This is a genomic window from Streptomyces sp. NPDC042102 (genome assembly GCF_055582305.1).
The window spans coordinates 1,908,112-1,930,142 of sequence record NZ_JBVJDL010000001.1; the positions used below are offsets into that span (position 1 = coordinate 1,908,112).

A 22,031-nucleotide genomic window follows, 5' to 3' on the forward strand; every position below is an offset into this window, starting at 1 on the left:
GGAGACGGAACCGGGAGCAGCACCGATGCGGAACACGAGCGGGCCGACCGCGACCACCGGTGAGACCGAGACGATGGCGGCTGTCGTGCAGGAGCGCTACGGCACCGAACCCGAGGCTGTGCTGCGCACGGCGCGACTGGCCCGGCCCCGCGTCGGACCGGGCCAGGTGCTGGTGCGGGTGTGCGCCTCCAGCGTCGACCGGGGCACCTGGCACATGATGGCCGGTCTGCCGTACGCGGTCCGGCCCGTCAGCGGGCTGCGCAGGCCGAAGCTCCCCAACCCCGGCCGCAACGTCGCCGGTGTCGTCGAGGCGGTCGGCCCCGGAGTGACGGGGTTCGCACCCGGCGACGAGGTCTACGGCACGGCAGCCGCCGCGTTCGCCGCATACGTCGTCGCGCGCCCCGACAGGATCGCTCCCAAGCCCGCCGGACTCACCTTCGAGCAGGCGGCGACGGTTCCCGTCAGCGCGCTCACCGCGCTTCAGGCCGTCCGCGACAAGGGCAGGGTCCGGGAGGGCCGGGAGGTCCTGATCACGGGAGCCGCCGGTGGCGTGGGAACCTTCACCGTCCAGCTCGCGCACGCCTTCGGCGCCCAGGTCACGGCGGTGGCGAGCACACGCAAACTCGACTTCGTACGGGTGCTGGGCGCCGATCGCGTGATCGACTACACGCGCGAGGACTTCCTCGCCGGCCCCCGCCGCTACGACACCATCATCGACATCGCGGGCAACCGCAGCCTGCGCGACCTGCGCCGCGCCCTCACGCCCCGCGGCACGCTGGTCATCGCCGGCGGTGAGACGGACGGACTCTGGCTCGGTGGCACCGACCGGCAGCTCCGCGCGCAGATGCTGTCCCCGTTCACCACACAGCACCTCGGCACGTTCATCTCCTCCGAGCACGCCGACGGACTGCGCGACCTCACCTCGCTCATCGACGCGGGCACGCTCAGCCCCGCCGTGGACCACGTCTACCCGCTCACCGAGACCGCCGCGGCCGTCCGGCACCTTCTCGACGGCCGGGTCACGGGCAAGCTGGCGCTCACCCTGACCGGCGACTGACGCCGCAGCCGTCCGGAGCCGGAGTCAGCCCCGACGCCGGCAGCCGTGGATCGTGGACCCGCCGGAACGGCGGGGCGCACCCCACCGCCCTAAAATGGGGCAAAGGTTAAAAAGGTGGGAGGCGTGATGACCGTATCCCCCGACGCGGCGCCGCACCGCGCGCAAAGCGATCCCGAGGACGCGCTCAAGCAGCTCGGAGGTTCGTGGCACTGGGCGCTCGGCCTGGCCCTCGCGACCCTCATTCCCGGCATTCTGGTGCTGGTCTGGCCCGACGAGACGTTGCACATCCTGGCCGTGATCATCGGCCTGCAGTTCCTGGTCGCGGGCGGGTTCCGCTTCGTCGCGGCCTTCTCGCACAGCGGCGACGGCGGCGGCAGCAGACTGGCCGGCATCCTGATCGCCATGCTGGCGTTCCTGGCGGGCGTCCTCGTGCTGCGCCATCCCATGCAGACGATCGGCGCACTGTCGCTCATCGTCGGGGTGTTCTGGCTGATGACCGGTGTGCTCACGGCGTACGTCGCGATCGCCGACCACGCCCTCATGCACCGTGGCCTGCTCTTCGGCCTGGGGGTCCTGGGCGCCGTCGCCGGCATCGTGGTGCTCTGCTTCCCGGTGGACTCGGCCGTCGCCCTGACCCGCCTGCTCGGACTGTGGCTCGTCCTGCTCGGCGTGTTCGAAGTGGTCATGGCCTTCGCACTGCGCTCCGCCACCCGCAGCATCACCCGCGCACCCGAGCCCCGGGGGTGAGGCCGCCCCGCGCGGGCCTCCACCAGCCCGTCCGTCTCCCGCTCCAGCCGGCGCTCCAGCCGGGCCGCGACGACCGGCAGGTCCTCGGCCTCGTACACGGCCTCGCGGAAGCTGCCGAGGATCGCCGCGACCGCGCGGACCGCCTGGAGGCCCTTGCCGCGCACGTCACCGATGACGGCGCGTTCCCCGAAGGGGGTGGCGCGGATGTCGAACAGGTCGCCGCCCACCATGGTGCCCACCTCGCTCGGCCGGTACAGGCTGGCCGCCAGCAGGTGTCCGACCTGGTGCGGCACCGGTCGCAGCAGGGCCCGCATCAGGGCCTCGGCGACCGATCTCGCGTGGACGAGATGGCGCGTCACCGCCCGCCCCCGCGCGCCGTCCGCGGCGCCACCCACCGACGGGACCTGAACACATGGGCCTCCTGGCACGAGGGTGACCGACGGTCACAGCGTGGGGAGCGAGCGCGGCCCGATCCGGCCATTACGCCGAACGCGGCATGTTGCCCGGCCGCCGCCGGACGCGGCGACCCGGCATGATCGATGTGTGATCACCACACTTGCCGTCGAGAACTACCGTTCCCTGCGCCGGCTGATCGTCCCGCTCGGCCGGCTCACCGTCGTCACCGGGGCAAACGGCACGGGGAAGTCCAGCCTCTACCGTTCGCTGCGCCTGCTCGCCGACTCCGCCCGGGGCGGCGCGATCGCCGCCCTCGCCCGGGAGGGCGGCCTGCCCTCCACCCTGTGGGCGGGGCCGGAGAAGCTGGGTCGCGCCGTCCGCGAGGGGCTGGCCCCGCTCCAGGGCACGGTCCGCACCGAACCGGTCAGCCTGCGTCTGGGCTTCTCCGGGGACGAGTTCGGGTACGCCGTGGACTTCGGACACCCCGTCCCGGTCGCGGGCTCCCTCTTCACCCTCGACCCCGAGATCAAGCGCGAGTGCACCTGGTCGGGCCCCGTCCTGCGGCCGGCGGCGATCCTGTCCGACCGGTCGGGGCCCGCCGTACGCACCCGCACGGCGGACGGGGGCTGGCACCGTACGCAGAACGCGCTGCGCCCCTACGACTCCATGCTCACCGAGCTCGCGGACCCGCAACTGGCCCCCGATCTGCTCGCCCTGCGCGAACGCATCCGGTCCTGGCGGTTCTACGACCACCTGCGCACCGACGCCGACGCCCCGGCCCGCACCCCCCGGGTCGGCACCCGCACCCCGGTACTGGCCGCGGACGGCTCCGACCTGCCGGCCGCGCTCCAGACGATCCGGGAGACCGGCGACGCGGCCGCGCTGGACGCCGCCGTCGAGGCCGCCTTCCCCGGGACCCGGGTCTCCGTCACCGACCAGGACGGCCGCTTCGGCCTCGAGCTCCACCAGCACGGCCTGCTGCGCCCGCTGGGCGCGGCCGAACTCTCCGACGGCACCCTGCGCTACCTGCTGTGGGTGGCGGCCCTGCTCACCCCGCGCCCGCCGGCGCTGATGGTCCTCAACGAACCGGAGACCAGCCTCCACCCGGATCTCCTGCCCCCGCTGGCGGACCTGATCCTGACGGCCGCCCGGGACACCCAGACGGTGGTCGTCACCCACGCGACGCCCCTGGCCGAGGCCCTGGCCAAGGGCACCCGCCGGCACCGGGTGGACCTGCGGACGGTCGAACTGATCAAGGAGTTCGGCCGTACCGAGGTCGCGGGCCGCGAAGGGCCCCTGGACGAGCCGCTGTGGTACTGGCCGAAGCGGTGACGCGGGAGTGCCGCCGCCCGGCGCCGGGCGGCGGCGTGCGGGTGCGGGCGCGCGTGCGTCAGCGGACGTCGATATGGAGATGGGCGCGGGCGGTCTCGAACAGCTCGGTGATCCCGGAGCCCTGGGCCATGTGCTTGTCCTCGGCCAGGAGTTGGTAGACCTGCCCGTTCTCGCCCGCGACGAAGAGCTCGACCCGGCGGGAGGGGGCGCTCTCGCCCTCCCACCGGAAGTCCATGTCGAGCCGGACGGCGGCACGCCCGTGGTGGTCGACCGAGTGGGAGGTGGACGTGAGGCCGACCATCTTCGACTCGGGGCTCTCGCGGTACCAGGCGAGCTGCCCGATGGAAGCGGCCTGGGCGGTGCTGCCGTGGGTGCCGTCGCGTTTGACGCCGATCACGTACCGGCCGTCGGGGGACGTCCAGTTCACGTGCAGCGCGTCGTCGTCCTTGATCCGCCAGCCGTCGGGCAGCGCGAGCGAGGCGGTCAGCGCGCGTACCTCCGTACGGGTCCAGCCCGCCGGGGGCGGCTGCATGACCGTGGGGAAGGCGGCGGGCGGCGTACCGGTGGGACCGGTGGCCGGGGGAGTGGCGGCCGACCGGGGCGAGGGCGAGGCGGTTGCCGTGGGAGCGGTCGTGGGAGTCTCGGCGGGCGGCGCCGACGGCGTCCGGGGCGCGCCGCCCGAGCCGGTCAGTCCGAAGATGCCCAGCAGCAGGGCCGCCAGCGCCGTGGCGGCGGAGACCACGGCGGCGAGCTCCGCCATCCGGCGGGTCCGGCTGCTGCGCCCGCCCGCGTCCCCGTCCACGTCGTCCGTCGTCGTGCCGCTCCCCGCGGGTAAACCGTCGCTCATCACGCCCCCCTCCGTCGTCCCCGCCCCATGGAAGCCATGGAAGTCATGGAAGCGATTGAATCCATTGAAGCCGAAGAGCCGTCACCGCGGGCCGCTTTGCGGGTGGCGCGGACCCCGGCCGGTCGCCGCACCACCTCGACCTGGAGAATGCCACCGCATGAACGCTCAGTCACTGTGGGGCCCTCTGGGACGACTGGCCCGCGCGGTACGGCAGTACCCGCGCCGCGCGCCGCTGACCCTCGCCTACGTCTGCCTGCTGCTGGCCGGCCACGCCTGGGTCGGCCACGGACCGTCCGCCGACCGGGCGGCCGCCGTGCTGGGTCACGTCAGCACCAACCTGGACAACCTGCGAGACCATCCGTGGTCCGCGCTGCCCGGCAGCGCGCTGTTCTTCGACGGCACGCTCACGGACGTCACCTCCGCCGGCTTCGTGGGTACCTTGATCACCCTGGGGCTCGGTGTCGGCTGCTTCCTGGCCTGGGCGGAGCACCGGTGGGGCACGGCGCGCGCCGTGGCCGTGTTCCTCGGCGGGCACGTCATGGCCACCCTGCTCACCGCCGCCGTCATCACCGTCGCCGTACGGCACGGCTGGTACCCGGCGGACGTGCGGCACGCCATGGACTACGGGGTCAGCTACGGCGCTCAGACCGTGCTGGCGGTCGGCACCCTCGCCCTGCCGCGCCGGGGCCGCCTGCCGTGGGCCGTCTTCGTTCTCGCCTGGCCCCTCGGCGGCGCCGACTGGACGACCGGGCCGCTGCCGGACTTCACCACCGTCGGCCATCTCACGGCGGCGGCCCTCGGCTTCGCCCTGCTGGGCGTGCCGGCCTTCCGACGGCAACGGATCCGTGCGACCGGGCGGTGTGCCGCCGAGGACGACGCCGGGCCGCACCCGGACACCGTCGCGCACGCGACGTCACCGGCAGCCGGAGCACCGCCGCAGCCACCCGCCTGAGCACGACCGACGACGGGAGCAGTCCCGTCCGAACGGCCGTCCCCCGTCCCCCGTCCCCCGTCCCCCGTCCATCGGCGGCAGGTGGCCCGCCCCGCCCCGCCCCGCCCCGGGAGGGCCACCTGCCGCCACCTCACCGCACCCCTACGTCGGGCCCTCCGAGGACCGCCGCACCGTGCAGACGCCGTCCGAGCACGTACGGCGCAGACGCCCGGCGGAGAGCATCTGCACGAGGCCCAGCGTCCAGCACAGCGGGCAGCCGCGCAGCGCGACGAGCCCCGCGACCGCCAGCAGCACGCTGCCCACCCCCAGGACCGGAATGAGCAGCACCGCCGCGGCCAGGAGGCCGAAACCCGCGGCCCCGCGCACGACGTGCCGGGGCAGCGTGCTGCTGGTGAACACCCCCGGACCGGGCATCACGGCCTCCCGGGGGTGCTGTCGGCCGGCTCCAGTGCCTGGCGTACGGCCGAACGGGCCCGGTGCAGCCGGGACTTCATCGCCGCCGTGCTCAGACCGAGCGCGTCGGCGACCATCCGGCCGCTGTAGCCCTGGATGTCCCGCATGATCAGCACCTGCCGCTGGTCGGGAGGCAGCGCCGCGACGGCCTGCGCCACCCGCCCCGCCTCGAGGCGCAGCAGTACGTCGTCCTCGAAGGAGGGGACGGCCTCCTCCGCTGCCGGCGGCCCGTCGGTGCGGAGCATCAGCCGGGCCCGGCGCAGGCATTCGTTGCGCACGATGCGGAACATCCACGACGCCAGCGCCCCCGAAGCACGCAGCATGCCGATCTTCCGGTACAGGATGATCAACGCCTCCTGGGCGGCGTCCTCGGCGTCCTGCGGCGAGGCGCACAGGGACCGGGCGAACCGCCGCACGTGCGGATGCGACCCGGCCAGCACGGCGGCCGTCGCCTCCGCGTCACCGCACCGGGCGGCCGCGATCAGCTGCTCGCCCGGCCACTCGACCTCAGCCACGGGCACGCCCCCGCCGCCGCGCCAGCGTCACGACGCAGGCGCACACCAGGACCACCCCGGCGATGACAACCGCTACCACCACGACAACAACCTCCCGGTACCGGCGGACACGCTCGTCCGCACACGTATGAGAGACACCGTCGGGGAAAAAGGATTCAGAACAGAACCGGAAGGCCCCAGGAGGTCTTCGGTCAGCCGGCGGTGGCGAGGAGCGTGAGCGTGTCGATCACGCGGTTCGAGAAGCCCCACTCGTTGTCGTACCAGGCGACCACCTTCACATGGCGGCCGTCGACACGCGTGAGCTCCGAGTCGAAGATCGACGAGGCGGGGTTGCCGGTGATGTCCGAGGACACCAGCGGGTCGTCGGAGTACTCGAGGACGCCGGCCAGCGGACCCTCGGCCGCGGCGCGGTAGGCCTCCAGGATCTCCTCGCGCGTCACGTCCCGCGCGACGGTGGTGTTGAGCTCGACGATCGAGCCCACCGGGACCGGCACGCGGATCGAGTCGCCCGACAGCTTGCCCGAGAGGTTCGGCAGCACGAGCCCGATCGCCTTGGCGGCACCCGTCGAGGTCGGCACGATGTTGACGCCGGCGGCACGGGCGCGCCGGGGGTCGCGGTGCGGGCCGTCCTGCAGGTTCTGCTCCTGCGTGTAGGCGTGCACCGTCGTCATGAACCCGTGCTCGATGCCGGCGAGGTCGTCGAGTACGGCGGCCAGCGGAGCGAGCGCGTTGGTCGTGCACGAGGCGTTCGAGACGACCGTGTGCGCGCCCGGGTCGTAGGCGTCGGTGTTGACGCCGTACGCCAGTGTGACGTCGGCCCCGTCGGACGGCGCGCTGACGAGCACCTTGCGCGCACCCGCCTTGAGGTGGCCGCGGGCGGCCTCGGCCGACGTGAAGCGGCCGGTCGCCTCCAGCACGATGTCGACGCCGAGCTCGGCCCACGGCAGCTGCTCCGGCTCGCGCTCGGCGAGCACCGCGATGCGGCGGCCGTCGACGACGAGCGTGTTCCCGTCGACGGTGACCGGCCGGCCGAGCCGGCCCGAGGTGGTGTCGTAGGCGAGCAGCCGCGCGAGGGTGGCGGGCTCGGTGAGGTCGTTGACGGCGACGACCTCGAGGTCGCTGTCGCGTTCGAGGAGCGCACGGAGCACGTTGCGTCCGATGCGGCCGAAACCGTTGATGGCGATGCGAGTCATGAGCGATGTCCCTTTCGTTCGCCCTCAGGTTCGCCCGCGCCGCCCGGCAGCGACAGCGGCGAGATCGCCACGGTTCGCAAGGATCTCGCCAGGAGCTCGCAGCCCCCACCCACCCGCACCCACTTCCCACCCACCCGGGGTCATTCACCCCGGGTGAAGGTGCGCCGGTACTCGGTCGGGGTGGTGCCGAGGATGCGGTGGAAGTGCAGCCGCAGGTTCGACCCGGTGCCCAGGCCCACATCGGCGGCGATCTGCTCGACACTGCGCTCCGAACGCTCCAGCAGCTCGCGCGCCACGTCGATCCGGGCCCGCATCACCCACTGCATCGGCGTGTATCCGGTGTCCTCGGCGAAGCGCCGCGAGAACGTGCGCGGCGAGACCCCGGCGTGCGCGGCGAGCGCATCGAGCGTGAGGGCCTCGCCGAGCCGGTGCAGCGCCCACTCGCGGGTGGCCGCGAACCGCTCGCCGAGCGGCTCGGGAACGCTGCGCGGAACGTACTGCGCCTGGCCGCCGCTGCGGTACGGGGCGGCGACCAGCCGCCGCGCCGCGTGGTTCGAGGCGGCCACGCCGAGGTCGCGGCGCAGGATGTGCAGGCACAGGTCGATGCCCGAGGCGGCCCCGGCCGAGGTCAGCACGCTGCCCTCGTCGACGAACAGGACGTTCTCGTCGAGCTGTACGAGCGGATGCTTCGCCATGAACGCCCGCGCGTAATGCCAGTGGGTGGTGGCCCGCTTGCCGTCGAGCAGGCCCGTGGCGGCGAGCGCGAACGCCCCGGTGGAGATGGCGGCGAGCCGCGCGCCGCGCCGGTGGGCGGCGGCCAGCGCGTCGAGGACGGCGGGCGGCGGGTCCTCGCGGTCGGGGAAGCGGTAGCCGGGGACGAAGACGATGTCGGCCCAGGCGAGCGCCTCCAGCCCGTGGGTGACGTGGTACGACAGCCCGTCGCCGCCGGTCACGAGCCCGGGCGCGGCACCGCACACCCGCACCTCGTACGGCATGCTCGCGCGGGTGCTGAACACCTGCGCCGGGATGCCGACGTCGAGGGGCTTGGCCCCTTCGAGGACGAGGACGGCGACACGGCGGAGTCGTGAGGAGGGCGGCACGAGGACGAGGGTATGCAGCGGGGGACCGGACGCCGGCACGGAGCACCCGTCGCCGGGCCGGCCGCCCCCGCCCTCGCGCCCCTCAGCCGAACGACACGCTGTGGGGAAGGGCCCCGACGTAGCCACGTCCCTCCCCGGCGGCGAGGGTGTCCGCAGGATCCTCGCACCCTTGGTCGTAGTGGAGGGTGGCGGTGGTGTCGGTGAGGTTCTGGGCGCTGTCAGCGCCTTGGAGCAGGAGGTAGCACTCCCCGTTGTCGGGGTCGACGAGCTCCAGGTCACCGGACTGGGGGGAGTGGTAGAAGAAGGTGCCGTTGGCGGCGTGGGCGCTGCTGGCGGGCAAGGTGGCGAAGATGGCCAGGGCGGCAGCGGCGGCCAGAGCCGCGCGGCCGAGGCGTGCGGGCCTCATGCGTGCAGTGATCATGAATGCCAGGGTTCCGGAGCGGGGCGGGAGGTGCCACAGAACACGGTCCGAACCACCAAAAAGCAGAAGCGCGCACCCGTCCCGCACGCCCGCCCCGCACCCCGCACGCCCCTCGGGTCCCGGCCCACGAGCCCGGCGTGCCTCGCGGGCCCGGCCCGAGACCGTCTACCGCCCGGGGGACCGCACCCAGGGAGCGAAGCGCTGAAGACCGGATCCTGGAAGGCGGACGGGCAGCTGACGAACTCCGGTTCGCCGAAGACCAGTTCCAGGCCGTGGTGGTACGCCAGGTCGTAGCCGGCAGTCAGCGTGAGCCGTCCGGCGTCCCAGGCCACGACGTCCCAGTCCCACCAGGACCCCTTCGGAAGCTGGATCACAGTCCCCCGCTCCTCCGGCGACATCACCGCAGCCCCTGGTCCCGTTCGAACAGACCGCCAGCCTACCCAGGGGGCATGACCGTGGGAGTGTTTCGGCCCCTGGCCGCGGAGGGCACTGCCAGAATGGGCGATTCCACGTGGCGTCCGTTCCAGGAGGACGAGTTGAGCATTCCAGAGGCCAGTGGGCCCAACCTTCCCCCGTCGCACCCGCCGCAGAAGCAGCCGGTGGAGGCCCCCAGCCGCCAGCCGGACACCGGACCCACGTCCCGGCTCAGCCTGCCCCGGCCGAGGATGAGGATCCGGAACCGCCAGACAGTGGCCCTGACCTTCCCGGCGGACCGGTGGGCCGCGAAGAAGGCCGCCGAACAGGTCCTGAGGACGGTACGGGGCTGGGGCCACCAGGGGCTGGACGAGCAGGACTTGGAGGCCGCCGTCCGCCTTCTGGTCGACGCCGCCGTGCGGGACGGGGGGCGCCGGGTCAGCATGCACCTCGGCGATCAGGAGGACAAGATCCTCGTGGTCGCGCTCAGCCACCAGGCCGGGAGCAGCCCGGAAGGCGACGTGTTCGGCGGGCTCCGCACCCTGGCCACGGTGGACAGCTGCGGCGACGACCTCGCGGACGACGGCCGCCGCGTCTGGGCCGTCCTGAACACCGGACCCAACCCCCGCAGGCCTTAGGCCGTGTATCGAAAGTGGATCTTGAGGTGGGATGCACCGCGCGGTGGCCACCCGCTACGAGAAACTCGCCGTCCGCTACGAAGCAACCGTCCTCGTCGCGGCTCTCAACGAGTGGCTGTGACCAGCACTTTCGTAACCGGCTGCGCGGCCAGTGCGAGAAAAACGGCTCGCGAGGCTCCTGGGGCGGTGGCAGGGTGCGGCGTATGGCCCCCCAGTATCAGATTCGTGCCGATTACGACGCTCGCACGATCGTGGTCTACCAGGCGTACGCGCCTGCCATCGCCGACGCGGCACTGCAGGCAGGCCGCTTCGTTGCACCGTTCTCATTCCACAGGATGACGTGGATCAAGCCGTCGTTCATGTGGCTGATGCACCGGAGCAACTGGGCCCGCAAACCCGGTCAGGAGCGCGTTCTCGCGGTGCGGATAACGCGCGAGGGCTGGGAGGAGGCCCTGTCGCAGGCCGTGCTCACGACCGCAGACCCAGCGGCCGTGGCCCAGGCGGCCGTGCACGTCCAATGGGACCCGGAGCGCTCACCGCGCGGGGCAGCGCTCAACCACTACAGCATCCAGGTCGGCATCGGCCGCCATCTGATTCGCACGTTCACCGACGACTGGATTGTCAGCCTCACCGACCTCACCCCGCAGGTCCGCAAGGCTGCTTCCCTGATACAGACCGGGCATGCCGCAAAAGCCCAGCGATTGTTCCCCACAGAGCGTGCCTACCCACTGCCCCGGCCACTGGAAAACCGACTTTCCTCATGTGTGTGACCGCCGACCGCCACGAAGCCGGCCACACCGCACCGATTGCCATCGGACATCGATGAACCGGTCCCTACCAGCAGTCGTCATTGACGCGCATACCCGCCTGGTCGTTGTGGTCGGTGAGCCTTTGCCCGGCAATCGCAACGACTGCCGGGCATGGAAGGAGTCTGGCGCGAAGGCCGCCGTGGGCAGGACCCTCACGATGGCCGACGGCGGCTATCCGGGCACCGGCCTCCTCATGCCCCACCGCCGCACCCCGGGCGAGGAGTTGCCGGGCTGGAAGCGCGAGCACAATCGCTCGCACAAACAGGTCCGGGCCCGCGTCGAGCACGTCTTCGCCCGCATGAAGACCTGGAAGATCCTCCGCGACTGCCGTCTCGAGGGCGACGGCGTCCGACACGTCATGCGCGGCCTCGCTCTCACGGGATGGCTTCTGCCGCATACGAGACCTGAGAGGTCCCCGGGAGACGGCTCCCCCCCTCGCAGTCTCGGAGGAGAATCAGTCGAGGCAGAACTCGTTGCCCTCGATGTCCTGCATCGTGATGCACGACTCGTTGACGCCATCGGCGCGCTGCGTCAGCACGTGTTTCGCGCCGAGCGCCATCAGCCGTGCGCATTCGGCCTCGAGTGTGGCCAGGCGCTCGTCACCCACGAGCCCTGTGCCGACCCGCACATCAAGATGCACCCGGTTCTTGACGACCTTGCCTTCGGGAACGCGCTGGAAGAGCACGCGCGGGCCCACACCCGAGGGATCAGTGCACGCGAGGTAGACTTCGTCCTCAGGCGGCAGCGAGTGGTGGTACTCCTCCCACGTGCCGAAGCCCTCCGGGACTGTCGGTACGACGTACCCCAGCACCTCGCACCAGAAGGCGGCGAGGCGCGCAGGTTCCGCGCAGTCGAAGGTCACTTGGAACTGCTTGATCGTTGACATCGGCGCACGATAACAGGGGCCCTGCTCATCTCCCCGGGCGGGTGGATCCACACGTTGCCGGGAGGACGGCCCCTGCCATCCGCTGCTGTGTCGTGCGGTGACAGGGGTGAACCGAGGTCGGCGCCTCTCCAAAGGGTGGGACCCAGGATCCGATCTCAGCCGACCACTCGCGTGCCAAAGATCAGTTACGGGACAGCCCTTAGGCGTATTACGTCGGGCCGGAGGATTTCTTCGTGGCCCATTTCGCCGAGGAGCGGCCGACGTTGAGTCCGACCGGCCTCCTCCCCGACGAGCAGGTCAATCTCCACGAACACGCCTGGGTCGCGTGGTCGGACCTGAACACGTTGGCGGATCGAATCGAACCGCCGGCATTGATGTCCGTTCTCGCTGCCCTGGTACCGGACGGTCCTTGGCCTCACCCGGTGCGTTGACCGGGAAGCCTCGACCGGATGGCCGGCTGCCGAGGTCGGCGTCCGCCGTCGGGGCCACGAAGTACTGTCGTGGGCATGGTCGATCACGATGCCCTCGGTGCCACCCGCGAGGCCTATGACGCTGCCGCCGCCACCTATGCGCAGATGTTCCGCGACACGCTGCGTGACAGTCCCCTGGACCGCGCGATCCTGGGCGCTTTCGCCGAGGCCGTCCGTACAAGTGGGGACGGCCAGGTCGCGGACCTGGGGTGCGGGCCCGGCCATGTCACCGCCCACCTGGACGAGTTGGGGCTGGCGGCGTTCGGTGTCGATGCCTCTCCCGCGATGATCGCCTTGGCTCGGCACGCCTATCCCGGTCTGCGCTTCGAGGTGGGCTCGATGGCCGCGTTGGACATCGCCGACGGCGCGCTGGGCGGCGTACTGTCACGGTGGTCCATCATCCACACCCCGCCCCCGGAACTCCCCGCCGTCCTGGCGGAGTTCCATCGCGTATTGGCGCCCGGCGGCCACCTTCTGCTCGGCTTCTCGGCAAGCGGTGATGCGTTGCACCCGACACAGCTCTACGATCACGCGGTCGCGCCGGCCTATCGATGGTGGCCCGACCACCTCGCCGCCCTGCTGCGCGCGTCCGGGCTGGCCGAGGTGGCCCGGCTGGTCCGCGAGCCCCAGCCCACCGACCGGCGGCAGTTCAAGGAGGTTCAACTGCTCGCCCGCACAGCCTAGTCCGGACGGCCTGTCGCCTCGTCCGGCGACAGCCGCCGCGTGATCCGGCCGAAGAGCTCTTCCAGCGGCTCGCCCACGTCCCGGCCGAACTCGGTCAGCCCGTAGGTGACCTGGGGTGGCGTGGTCGGCTCGACCCTCCGCCAGACCAGGCCGTCCTGGGCCAGTACGCGCAGGGTCTGCGCGAGCATCTTCTCGCTGATGCCGTGGATGCTCTCGCGCAGCTCGTAGAAACGAAGGTCATTGCTCCGCAAGGAGATCAATACCCAGATGCCCCACCTGCTGGTCACGTGGTCGACCACATTGCGCGCGGGGCAGTCGGTGTGAAACACCTCATACCCCTTCCCCGTCCGACCCTGTGTGAACTGCGAGCCTCCCACCATGTGAGGAGCTTACCTCTGGGTATGTACTTACCAGAAGTTAGCCCGGTTCCTAGCGTGAAGACCGCACAGGAACACCGGACTGGGAGTGAACATGATCGTGGTGACCGGGGCTACCGGGAATGTGGGACGGCCGTTGACGCGGACGCTGGCCGAGGCGGGTCGGCAGGTGACCGCGGTGTCGCGGCACGCGGCGGCGATGCCGGACGGTGTGCGTCACGTGGTGGCGGACCTGGCCGACCCGGCCGGTCTGCGGCCCGTACTCGCCGGGGCGAAGGCCCTCTTCGTGCTGCTGTCCGGCGACATGCACGCCGCCGGAGCCAGGCCGGCGGAGATCATCGCCGAGGCCGCCGACAGCGGCGTCCGCCGGGTCGTCCTGCTCTCCTCGCAGGGCGTGGCGACCAGGCCCTTCGGCCCGACGCGGATCGCGCTGCGCGCGGTGGAGGACGCAACTCGGGAGTCCGGCATGGAGTGGGCCGTCCTGCGGCCGGGCGGATTCGCGTCCAACGCCCTGTGGTGGGCCGGTTCCATCCGTGCGCGGCGGACCGTCGCCGCGCCCTTCGGCGACGTCGGGGTGCCGATCATCGACCCGGCGGACATCGCCGAGGTCGCGGCGGCCTGCCTGCTCGATAACCGACACGCCGGCGGCGTGTACGAGTTGACCGGCCCCGAGGTCATCACGCCCCGCCGGCAGGCGGAGGCCATCGCCGCCGCGCTGGGCGAGCCCGTCCGGTTCCACGACCTCTCCCGCGACGAGGCCAAGGCCGCCATGACCCAGAGCATGCCGGCCGAACTCGCCGAGGACACCTTGGACATCCTCGGTTCCCCGAGCCCGGCCGAACAGTGCATCAGTCCGGACGTCCAGCGGGTCCTCGGCCGTGCCCCGCGCCCGTTCGCCGACTGGGCCGTCCGCAACGTCGACGCGTTCCGCTGAGACGACCGGCCCCTGCGGGCCGTGGCCCGCGCCCCGTTGGGGAGCGCAACCGGGTGTTTCTCCTTGACCTCAAGTTGAGTTGAGGTCATACGGTCACCTCACCAGTGATCAACAGGAGGCAGCCATGACCATGTCGAACCTGACCGACCAGCAGCTCGCCGCTCAGCCCGCCGCGTACTGGACCGGTATGGCCTACGAGGCCCTGATCGCCTTCACCCGCGCGCGCCAGGCCGAGCACGGGTACACCCAGCCCCAGTTCTGGCTGCTGCGCAACCTGTCGGACAAGGACCTGTCACCCGACGGGCAGGGCCGCACGGTGGCGGCGCTCCGTGAAGCCATGAGCAGCTACCTCAGGCCCGAGGACGACCTGGAGTCGGAGTCGAAGGTGCTGCTGGAGCGCGGCTGGCTCGCCCGGGACGACGACGGCCGCCTGTGGATCACCGAGGCGGGAGAGACGGCACGCGTCGAGCTCGGAAAGCACGCACCGGCGATACGTGCCGCCATCCACGACGGAATCGACGACGCGGACTACGTCACAGCCCTGAAGGTCCTCGGGCAGATGATGCAGAACGTCCAGGGCACCCTTCCGCGGTAGGTGCCCCGCGCCCGGGCCTGGGCCCGGTCCCGGGCCCAGGTGCGGGGCACCGGTGCGGTGCGCCCTACAGGGACAGGAACTGCGTCGCCGCGAGCTCGCCGTACAGTTCGTCGCGCGCCACCAGGTCCTTGTGGGTGCCCACCGCCCGCACCCTGCCCTCCTCCATCACCACGATCCGGTCCGCCAGCGTCACCGTCGACAGCCGGTGCGCCACGACCAGGACCGTCACCTCACGGGCCACCTCGGCGACCACGTCCCGCAGCGCCAGCTCGTTCACCGCGTCCAGCTGCGAGGTCGCCTCGTCCAGGAGCAGCAGCCGGGGCTTGCGCAACAGCGCGCGGGCGATCGCCACGCGCTGCCGCTCCCCGCCCGACAGTTTGGAGCCGCGATGCCCGACGACGGTCTCCAGGCCCTCCGGCAGCCGCTCGACCAGCGCGTCCAGCCTGGCCCGCACGAGCACCTGCCGGATCTCCTCCTCGGTCGCCTTCGGCGCGGCGAACACCAGGTTCTCGCGCAGCGTCCCCGACAGGACGGGGGCGTCCTGCTCCACGTACCCGATCGCCGCCCGCAGGTCGGGCAGCGACCAGTCCCGCACGTCCTTGCCGTCGATGAGGACCCGGCCGCCGCCCGGCTCGTAGAACCGCTCGATCAGCCCGAACACGGTCGTCTTGCCGGCGCCCGAGGGGCCGACGAAGGCGGTCATCCCGGCGCCCGGCACGGTGAAGGAGACCCCGGCGTGGACGTCGGGGAGGTCGTCGCGGTAGCGGAAGGAAACGTCCTCGAAGACGACGGAGGCGGGGCGGCTTTCGGCCTCACCCGCCGCAGGGGCACCCAGCTCCTCCGTCTCCAGCCGCTCGGCCTCCAGGATGCGGCCGATCGCCGCCGAGCCCACCTGGTACTGCGTGGCCGCGTCGACCAGTTTGGAGACGGGCTCGATCAGATAGAAGAGGAAGAGCAGGAAGGCGATGAGGGAGGAGACGGGTATCGCCCCGGACGCGACCCGGGCACCGCCGATGCCGAGCACCGCGAGGAACGACACCTGCACGGCCAGACCGATCGAGGACCCGGCCACCGACTGCCACTTGGCCGAGCGGACCCCGTGCCGCCAGGCCTCCTTCGCCGCCGCCGTCACGACCGCGGTCTCCCGCTCCTCGGCGCCGGACGCCTTGATCGTACGGAAGGCCCCGAAGGCCCGTTCCAGGACGGTGGAGATCTCACCGACCGCCTCCTGCGAGCGCTGGGTCGCCCGGGAGATCCTCGGCATCACGAGGGCGAACGCGCTGCCGATCAGCACGATCACCCCCAGGGTGACCCCGAACAGGACGGGATCCATCCAGGCCATCATCGCCAGGGTCGCCACGAAGGCGAGGCCGCCGGTCGCGGCGGAGACCACGGACTGGGTGGTGACGGCGCGCAGCAGGGTCGTGTCGGAGGTGACGCGGGACATCAGGTCGCCCGGCTGGGTCTTCTCCAACTCGGGCAGCCGCAGCCGCAGCAGGCGGCCGATCAGCGTCCGGCGGGCGGCGAGCACGACGGACTCGGCCGTCCGCTCGAGCACGTAGGCGCCGAGCGATTCGACGGCCGTGGCGAAGACGACGAGGGCGGTCAGCAGGAGCAGGATCCCGGCGATCGACCGGTCCTCGCCGAGCCGCTCCACGAGCTCTTTCGCGGCCAGCGGCTGCGCGAGGCCGCCGACGGTGCCGACCAGCGCGAAGAGGGCGCCGAGGGCAACCGCCCAGCGGTGCGGCCGGAAATGTGCGTACAGCGCGCGCCAGACCTCACGTGCGGGTACGGCTGGGGATGGGGATGGGGATGGGGAAGAGGCAGGGGAAAGGGCAGGGGTGTCGGTACTCATGAGGGTGAGGACGCGAAACGGACCGGTCTGCCTGACGGCCGGCGGAGCAACCGTCATGCGGATGACCTGACGGGTACGGCGGCCCGCCCCCGGTCCTTCTCGGCGGCCACGGCGCCGGCGGAGAGGAGCGTCGCGGCGGCCAGGCTGCCCCAGAGAGCGGCCGGGCCGTGGGGTGCGAGTGCGGTGATGACCGCCGGTGAGACGGCGAGGCCGAAACCCGTGGACAGCTCGAACCGGGCCAGGGTCCGTCCCATCGCGTGAGCCGGGGCCAGGACGGTGACGAGCGCGGTGGCACTGCCGGCGTAGACGATCTCGCCGATCGTGCACAGCACGGACACGGCGGCGACGGCCGGGGCACCCCAGCCCTGGCCCAGTGAGGTGGCCGCGAGGAAGCCGACGTAGGAGGCGGTGAGCACGACGCCGGCGAGCGCCAGCACGCGCCGGCGGGGGAAGCGCGACATCAGCAGGGTGACCGGGACCTGCAGGGTGACCACCAGCACCGTGTTGGCCACGAAGATGGCCGCCGACCAGACCGGGGAGGCGTGTAGCTGCGTCACCAGGACCAGCGGGAGCGCGATTTCGGGGACGTTGAGGCAGAAGACGTACACCACGTTGGCGGCCAGCAGCGCACGCATCCGGGGCGCGGGCCCGCCGTCCCCGTCTCCCTCCCCGTCCCCGTCCCGGGTTAGGGCCGCGCGCAGGCGGACCGACCACGCCAGCGCCGCGGCGACGAGATACGCGAGCCCGGTGACGGCGGCCAGGGCCTGGAGTGCGCCGGCGCCGCCCGCCAGGCACGCGGTGGCGAGGAGCGCGCCCACGCCCAGGCCGGCATTGCGCAGCGCACGGCCCGCCGCGAGAGCGGTGTCGCGTTCCCGGCCGTGGGCGACCGTGGCCACGAGGGCGGCGTGGGCGGCGGGCCACGCCTGGTTGCCGATCCCGAGGAAGAGCGCCGCCGTCCCGAACAGCCAGACGTGGCCCGCCGGGGTGAGCAGCAGGACGGCCACGCCGAGGACACGTACCAGCATCGACGCCGTGACGACCGAGCTGCGTGCTCCCCGGTCCAGCCAGATGCCCACCGCCGGCGTGCACAGCAGGCCCGCGACGATGCCGACGGACATCGCGATGCCGGTGACGGGAGCGGAGAGGTCCAGCACCATCACCCCGTAGAGCAAGAGGAAGGGCCGCAGCAGGCCGGTGCCGAGCGCGTCCACGACCAGGGCGACGGCGTAGCGGGGGCCTCCGCAGGCGCGGACGAGGGCGCGGGGCTGGATCTTGGTGAGGGTTGCCATGGCGCAAACGGTGCGTGCGGCCGCTCGCTCGGCCACGTCGGTTGACGATGTCCGTCAACCGACGCCGCCCCCGGCCGTCCGGTCGGCGATCATGAGGGGGTGACGTTGAGGATCGACATCAGTGGGCTGCCGTCCGGGCGCGTGCGGTTCGCCGCCTCCCCGCTGGCCGAACTGACCGCGATGCTGCACGTGCTGGCCGAACCCGGGCACCACCCTCAGTTCGCCGACCGGGCCGCCGGCATCTGGTCCGGGCTGCGGCCGGAGCTGGCGGAGCGGCTGCGGGAGGCGGAGTTCCTCTGGCGTTCCTCGCAAGCGGACTTCCTGATACCGGCCCGGCCCCGGCCGACCCTCGCCGAGGAACTCGACGACGTGGACCGGATCGACGACGCGACGTACGTGACCGCCGCGCTCGTCACCACGTGCGGCGGCGGCACGGGCCCCTTCGCCGCGCGGTCCCCGCTCACCGACGCGACCGCGCGGCGGCGGGCCCTCGACCTGGCCCAGGCCCGCGGCGGGCGGCAAGAGGCCTTCGCGGAACGGCTGCTCACGGACCCGGCCACCGTCCGGGCGCGGGTGCGCGAGACCCTTGAACAGTGCGCCGAGGCCTTCTTCGACGCCGCCTGGGCGGGCATCTCCGTGCACCTGGCCACCGACCTGCGGCTGAAGAACGACCTGCTCAGGCATCAGGGCCTCGAGGCGGCACTGGCATCGGTCTCCCGCGCGGTCACCCTGACCCCGGACGGCGACTGCATCATCGTGGACAAGCTGCAGGACAAGGCGACCTCCGCACACGGCAGCGGCGTCACCTTCATCCCCACCGTCTTCGGCCGCCCGCACCTGGTGGCCGTCCACACGCCCGGCTGGCAGCCGGTGGTGCAGTACCCCGTGGCGGAGCCGGGCCCGACGGAGCCGGTGTCGCTCGACACGGTCACCCTCCGGTTGGAGGCACTCGCACACCCGGTCCGGCTGCGGTTGCTGCGTACCCTCGCCCGCGGCCCGCACACCCCCAGGGAACTGGCCCACACCTGGGGACTCTCAGCCCCGGAGGTCTCCCGCCACCTCGCCGTCCTGCGCCGCGCGGGCCTGCTCACAGCCCGTCGGCACGGCCGTTACGTCCGCTACTCCCTCAACGTGACCGACCTGACGGCGCTGGGCTCCGACCTCTTGGCGGCCGTACAGCGCTGAGGCGTGAGCCGGCGGGCGGAGCACCGCGACGTCCGGGCCGAAGGCGACGACGAGCCGACCGCCCGGGGCGGACGTGAGCGCGCGCACGGGCAGGGGGAGCGGGTGGTCCTCGCCGGCCCTGCACCCGGTGGTGAGGTCCCAGAACTCCAGGGTCTGCCCGTGGCCGACGGCCGCGACCGGCCGGCCGTCCCGGACGACCAGGGCGAGGGCGCCGTGTGAGCCCGTGGCGCCGGTGTGCGCCTCGCCGATCTGGGTCATGGCCACGAGGTCCCACAGCCGGACGCTCCCGTCCCGGCTCCTGCTGAGCGCCCGGGCGGGCCCGTCCGGCTCCGTGGCGGTCAGGGCCGTCACGGCCGTCACGGCCGTCACCCAGTCTGTATGGCCGGTCAGCGGTTCGCCGAGCTGTCGGCCCGCGCCGAGGTCCCACAGTCGTACCGTCTTGTCCCAGCTGCCCGTGACGGCGACGGGGCGTCCCCCCACGACGGTCGTCGTGACGGCGGTGACCCGGCTGGAGTGACCGGTGAGGGGCTCGCCGATCCGCTGCCCGGTGGCGAGGTCCCAGACGGCCGGCGTGCGGTCGCTGCCGGCCGTGACGGCGACGGGGCGGCCGTCGACGATCGCGGTGGCCAGGGCCAGTACCCGGTCGTGGTGGGTGAGAAGAGGACCGCGCCGGTGTTCCCCGCCGGCCGGATCGAGGACGTGCAACGCGCCGCCCGGACCGGCGGAGACGATGACGGACCGCCCGTCCACCACAGCCGTCGCGAGGGCGGCGGGCTCGCCCTCGGGGCCGGTCACGGGGGCGGTGACCGGCCGGCCGGTGGCCAGGTCCCAGGTGCGCACGGTGTGGTCGGCGTCGGCGGTGACGGCGAGAACACGCCCGTCGAGCACGGCCGTCGCGACCGACACGACGGGCCGGCCGTGACCGGCCCTCACCTCCGGCTCCGGCTTCGCCTCCCACTCCGGGTGCCGCGGCTGTGGTGCGTCGCCGATGTCCCAGACGCGTACGGTGCCGTCGGCGCCCGCGGTGACGGCGGCGGGCCGCTCGTTCAGCACGGTCGTCGCCACGTCCCAGACCCGGCCCTCGTGGCCGGTCAGCGGTTCGCCCTGCTGCCGCCCGGTGGCCAGGTCCCATATCCGTACGGTGCCGTCGAGGCCGGCGGTGACCGCGCGGGGGAGTCCGTCCGTCACCGTGCCGACCGTGCCGTCGAGGGCCCAGGCGCGGTCGGGGTGACCGGTCAGCGCACCGGCCCCGGCCGGGCCGCCGGCCGCGTCCCGCACCGCCACCGTGCCGTCCTTTGTGGCGGTGAGGACGATCGCGGGCTCCTCGGCCGCGGCCCCGGTGACGATCGCGGCCGCGCTGCCCGACCAGCCGTTGACGCGGTCGGATATCCGGCGCCACAGAGGCGTCCGCTCCGCCGGACCGGTGGCCGGGGAAGCCGAGGGGGACGGAGAGTCCACGGAGGCCGGGGAGTCCACGGTGGCCGGGGAAGCCGAGAAGGACGGGGAGTCCACAGGGCACCGGGAGGGCCGGTTCGAGGGCAGGCCGGTGCTCCAGATCACGCGCGTGCCGTCAGGACGGCGGCCGCCGCTCGTCAGGTCCCAGACGGCCAGGGCCCCGTCCGATCCGCTGACGAGGGCCAGTGTCCGCCCCGCCGATTCGACGGTCTCACGCGACCGGGCCCAGGCGCCGTCCCCGCGGACACCGGTCAGGGCCCCGATGAACTGCGGGCCCTCGTCCTCGAGTCCGAAGGCGACCGCCCTGCCCCGCACCACGGTGAGCACCGACACACCGGGCGCCTCCACGGCCCGGTCCAGGTCCGGGGCGGACGGGGCGGTCCCCAGCGGCCGGCCGGTGGCCAGGTCCCACCCGCCCGGAGGCAGGCCGTCCACACCGGCGGTGAGGGCGAGCAGGCGCCCGTCGAGGACGACGGCCTGCACCACCCGCAGGGCACGCGCCAGTTGGCGGCCGGTGGCCAGGTCCCACACGCCCACGGTCCCGTCGGTGTCCGTGTCGTCGACGGTGACGACGACCCGGAGGCCGTCGTCCAGGGCCGCGACGTCGACCGCCGACGGGAACGCGGCGACCTGCCTGCGGCTCAGCGGGTCGCCGACGCGCAGCGTGCGGTCGGCACCCACGGTGAGGACGACACGGTGCCCCTCCAGGACGGTGTCCTCCAGCACCCTGACAACCTCACCGGCCTCGCGGCCGGCCGCCAGGTCCCACACGAGCACCGCCCCGTCGGCGTGCAGCGTGAACGCGACGACCTTCCCGTCGGCCACCGCCGTGGCCACGGACCGCACTTCGGAGGTCACCGACGACACGGGGTCGGTGCGGCCCGCGAGGGGGGCGTGCAGTGGCGCGCCCGTCGCCAGGTCCCAGATCCGCACGGTGGTGTCCCGGCTGCCGGAGACCGCGACGGACCGTCCGTCGAGGTGCGCGGTGGCGACCGCAGTCACCGGGCCGTCATGACCCGTCAGGGTGCGGACCAGCCGGTGGTCCGGCGGGACGGGCCCGCTCACCCAGTCCGCCGTCCACACGGCGGCGGACCGGGACCGGGACGCGCGTTCGGAATTCTCAGACATGCCCCGAGGCTAGTGCCGTGACCGGAAAGGTTCACCGTGTCACGGCCCCCGGCACGGCACCTCGCCGCGTTGTCGGACCACGCAAGTACGTCCAGTACGAGCCGCGGCCCTCCGCCTTGCGATGCACCGCACCGGAAACCGCGACCCGGCAAACCTTTCCGGCCACGGCACTAGACGCCCGCTCTGACATCACGTCCCCACGGGGCGGCCGGGGTCGGGACCGAGCAGGCTTTGCCTCGGGACACACCCCCGGCTCGCTCGGACGGACACCGCCGACGCCCCCTTGCCGCCGGCCGCGA

General features: G+C 72.8%; 21 protein-coding genes and 3 pseudogenes. 12 read left to right on the top strand and 12 right to left on the bottom strand.

What is annotated here, in order from left to right; translation table 11 throughout:
• Positions 1–25 precede the first annotated feature (25 nt).
• Positions 26–1,057 (top strand): NAD(P)-dependent alcohol dehydrogenase, encoded by a 1,032-nt coding sequence (locus ACZ6KO_RS07815; RefSeq protein ID WP_469301316.1) that lies wholly within the window; start codon positions 26–28, stop codon positions 1,055–1,057.
• Positions 1,058–1,183: 126 nt separating this feature from the next.
• Positions 1,184–1,804, top strand: a complete 621-nt coding sequence (locus ACZ6KO_RS07820) for an HdeD family acid-resistance protein (RefSeq protein ID WP_469301602.1) — start codon at positions 1,184–1,186, stop codon at positions 1,802–1,804.
• Between the two features lie 41 nt (positions 1,805–1,845).
• Here the strand turns inward: ACZ6KO_RS07820 and ACZ6KO_RS07825 are convergent.
• Positions 1,846–2,118 (bottom strand): annotated as a pseudogene (locus tag ACZ6KO_RS07825) (SpoIIE family protein phosphatase); the annotation flags it as partial.
• Between the two features lie 229 nt (positions 2,119–2,347).
• Between ACZ6KO_RS07825 and ACZ6KO_RS07830 the strand changes: the two are divergent.
• Positions 2,348–3,532 carry an AAA family ATPase gene (locus ACZ6KO_RS07830; RefSeq protein WP_469301319.1) on the top strand — a complete coding sequence of 395 codons (1,185 nt, stop codon included), beginning with the start codon at positions 2,348–2,350 and terminating at the stop codon, positions 3,530–3,532.
• A 58-nt stretch (positions 3,533–3,590) separates the two neighbouring features.
• Here the strand turns inward: ACZ6KO_RS07830 and ACZ6KO_RS07835 are convergent, their stop codons facing one another.
• Positions 3,591–4,379 (bottom strand): hypothetical protein, encoded by a 789-nt coding sequence (locus ACZ6KO_RS07835; RefSeq protein WP_469301321.1) that lies wholly within the window; start codon positions 4,377–4,379, stop codon positions 3,591–3,593.
• A 157-nt stretch (positions 4,380–4,536) separates the two neighbouring features.
• Here ACZ6KO_RS07835 and ACZ6KO_RS07840 point away from each other — a divergent pair, with 157 nt between their 5' ends.
• Positions 4,537–5,331: a rhomboid-like protein gene (locus ACZ6KO_RS07840; protein ID WP_469301323.1), complete on the top strand. Its 795-nt coding sequence runs from the start codon at positions 4,537–4,539 to the stop codon at positions 5,329–5,331.
• Positions 5,332–5,472: 141 nt separating this feature from the next.
• Here ACZ6KO_RS07840 and ACZ6KO_RS07845 read toward each other — a convergent pair whose 3' ends face one another.
• From ACZ6KO_RS07845 to ACZ6KO_RS07865, 5 genes are all read right to left on the bottom strand, one after another.
• Complete coding sequence (locus ACZ6KO_RS07845) at positions 5,473–5,745, bottom strand: hypothetical protein (RefSeq protein ID WP_469301325.1); 273 nt, start codon at positions 5,743–5,745, stop codon at positions 5,473–5,475.
• On the bottom strand, positions 5,745–6,299 hold the full coding sequence (locus ACZ6KO_RS07850; protein WP_469301327.1) for an RNA polymerase sigma factor: 555 nt from the start codon (positions 6,297–6,299) through the stop codon (positions 5,745–5,747). The genes ACZ6KO_RS07845 and ACZ6KO_RS07850 overlap by 1 nt, the downstream gene beginning before the upstream one ends.
• A 191-nt stretch (positions 6,300–6,490) precedes the next feature.
• Entirely contained in the window at positions 6,491–7,492 is a 1,002-nt protein-coding gene (gap, locus tag ACZ6KO_RS07855) for a type I glyceraldehyde-3-phosphate dehydrogenase (protein ID WP_469301329.1), read from the bottom strand.
• 140 nt (positions 7,493–7,632) lie between these two features.
• Positions 7,633–8,592 (bottom strand): GlxA family transcriptional regulator, encoded by a 960-nt coding sequence (locus ACZ6KO_RS07860; RefSeq protein WP_469301331.1) that lies wholly within the window; start codon positions 8,590–8,592, stop codon positions 7,633–7,635.
• Between the two features lie 82 nt (positions 8,593–8,674).
• Positions 8,675–9,013: a hypothetical protein gene (locus ACZ6KO_RS07865; RefSeq protein WP_469301333.1), complete on the bottom strand. Its 339-nt coding sequence runs from the start codon at positions 9,011–9,013 to the stop codon at positions 8,675–8,677.
• Positions 9,014–9,549: 536 nt separating this feature from the next.
• Between ACZ6KO_RS07865 and ACZ6KO_RS07870 the strand changes: the two genes are divergently transcribed.
• From ACZ6KO_RS07870 to ACZ6KO_RS07880, 3 genes and pseudogenes are all read left to right on the top strand, one after another.
• A complete protein-coding gene (locus ACZ6KO_RS07870; protein ID WP_469301335.1) occupies positions 9,550–10,065 on the top strand; it encodes a hypothetical protein in 516 nt (171 codons plus the stop codon).
• A 203-nt stretch (positions 10,066–10,268) separates the two neighbouring features.
• A complete protein-coding gene (locus ACZ6KO_RS07875) occupies positions 10,269–10,835 on the top strand; it encodes a DUF4291 domain-containing protein (protein WP_469301337.1) in 567 nt (188 codons plus the stop codon).
• Positions 10,836–10,863: 28 nt separating this feature from the next.
• Positions 10,864–11,247: pseudogene (locus tag ACZ6KO_RS07880) on the top strand (transposase family protein); the annotation flags it as partial.
• Between the two features lie 81 nt (positions 11,248–11,328).
• Here ACZ6KO_RS07880 and ACZ6KO_RS07885 read toward each other — a convergent pair.
• On the bottom strand, positions 11,329–11,760 hold the full coding sequence (locus tag ACZ6KO_RS07885; RefSeq protein ID WP_469301339.1) for a VOC family protein: 432 nt from the start codon (positions 11,758–11,760) through the stop codon (positions 11,329–11,331).
• Positions 11,761–11,993: 233 nt separating this feature from the next.
• Here ACZ6KO_RS07885 and ACZ6KO_RS07890 point away from each other — a divergent pair, with 233 nt between their 5' ends.
• Both ACZ6KO_RS07890 and ACZ6KO_RS07895 read left to right on the top strand, forming a co-directional pair.
• Complete coding sequence (locus ACZ6KO_RS07890; protein WP_469301340.1) at positions 11,994–12,191, top strand: hypothetical protein; 198 nt, start codon at positions 11,994–11,996, stop codon at positions 12,189–12,191.
• Between the two features lie 75 nt (positions 12,192–12,266).
• A complete protein-coding gene (locus tag ACZ6KO_RS07895) occupies positions 12,267–12,914 on the top strand; it encodes a class I SAM-dependent methyltransferase (RefSeq protein WP_469301342.1) in 648 nt (215 codons plus the stop codon).
• Here ACZ6KO_RS07895 and ACZ6KO_RS07900 read toward each other — a convergent pair.
• Positions 12,911–13,294 carry a winged helix-turn-helix transcriptional regulator gene (locus ACZ6KO_RS07900; RefSeq protein ID WP_469301344.1) on the bottom strand — a complete coding sequence of 128 codons (384 nt, stop codon included), beginning with the start codon at positions 13,292–13,294 and terminating at the stop codon, positions 12,911–12,913. The two genes, ACZ6KO_RS07895 and ACZ6KO_RS07900, sit on opposite strands and share 4 nt — an antisense overlap.
• Positions 13,295–13,385: 91 nt before the next feature.
• Here ACZ6KO_RS07900 and ACZ6KO_RS07905 point away from each other — a divergent pair, with 91 nt between their 5' ends.
• Together ACZ6KO_RS07905 and ACZ6KO_RS07910 are read left to right on the top strand one after the other, a co-directional pair.
• Positions 13,386–14,225 (top strand): SDR family oxidoreductase, encoded by an 840-nt coding sequence (locus ACZ6KO_RS07905; protein WP_469301346.1) that lies wholly within the window; start codon positions 13,386–13,388, stop codon positions 14,223–14,225.
• Between the two features lie 124 nt (positions 14,226–14,349).
• Entirely contained in the window at positions 14,350–14,820 is a 471-nt protein-coding gene (locus ACZ6KO_RS07910; protein WP_469301348.1) for a MarR family transcriptional regulator, read from the top strand.
• A gap of 64 nt (positions 14,821–14,884) precedes the next feature.
• Here ACZ6KO_RS07910 and ACZ6KO_RS07915 read toward each other — a convergent pair whose 3' ends face one another.
• Both ACZ6KO_RS07915 and ACZ6KO_RS07920 read right to left on the bottom strand, forming a co-directional pair.
• Positions 14,885–16,675 (bottom strand): ABC transporter ATP-binding protein, encoded by a 1,791-nt coding sequence (locus ACZ6KO_RS07915; RefSeq protein ID WP_469301351.1) that lies wholly within the window; start codon positions 16,673–16,675, stop codon positions 14,885–14,887.
• Positions 16,676–16,728: 53 nt separating this feature from the next.
• A complete protein-coding gene (locus ACZ6KO_RS07920) occupies positions 16,729–17,964 on the bottom strand; it encodes an MFS transporter (protein ID WP_469301353.1) in 1,236 nt (411 codons plus the stop codon).
• Between the two features lie 99 nt (positions 17,965–18,063).
• Here ACZ6KO_RS07920 and ACZ6KO_RS07925 point away from each other — a divergent pair, with 99 nt between their 5' ends.
• A complete protein-coding gene (locus ACZ6KO_RS07925) occupies positions 18,064–19,149 on the top strand; it encodes a DUF5937 family protein (protein WP_469301355.1) in 1,086 nt (361 codons plus the stop codon).
• Positions 19,150–19,428: 279 nt separating this feature from the next.
• On the opposite strand, the pseudogene ACZ6KO_RS07930 reads toward ACZ6KO_RS07925, so the two are convergent.
• Positions 19,429–21,732 (bottom strand): annotated as a pseudogene (locus ACZ6KO_RS07930) (WD40 repeat domain-containing protein); the annotation flags it as partial.
• Positions 21,733–22,031: the final 299 nt, after the last annotated feature.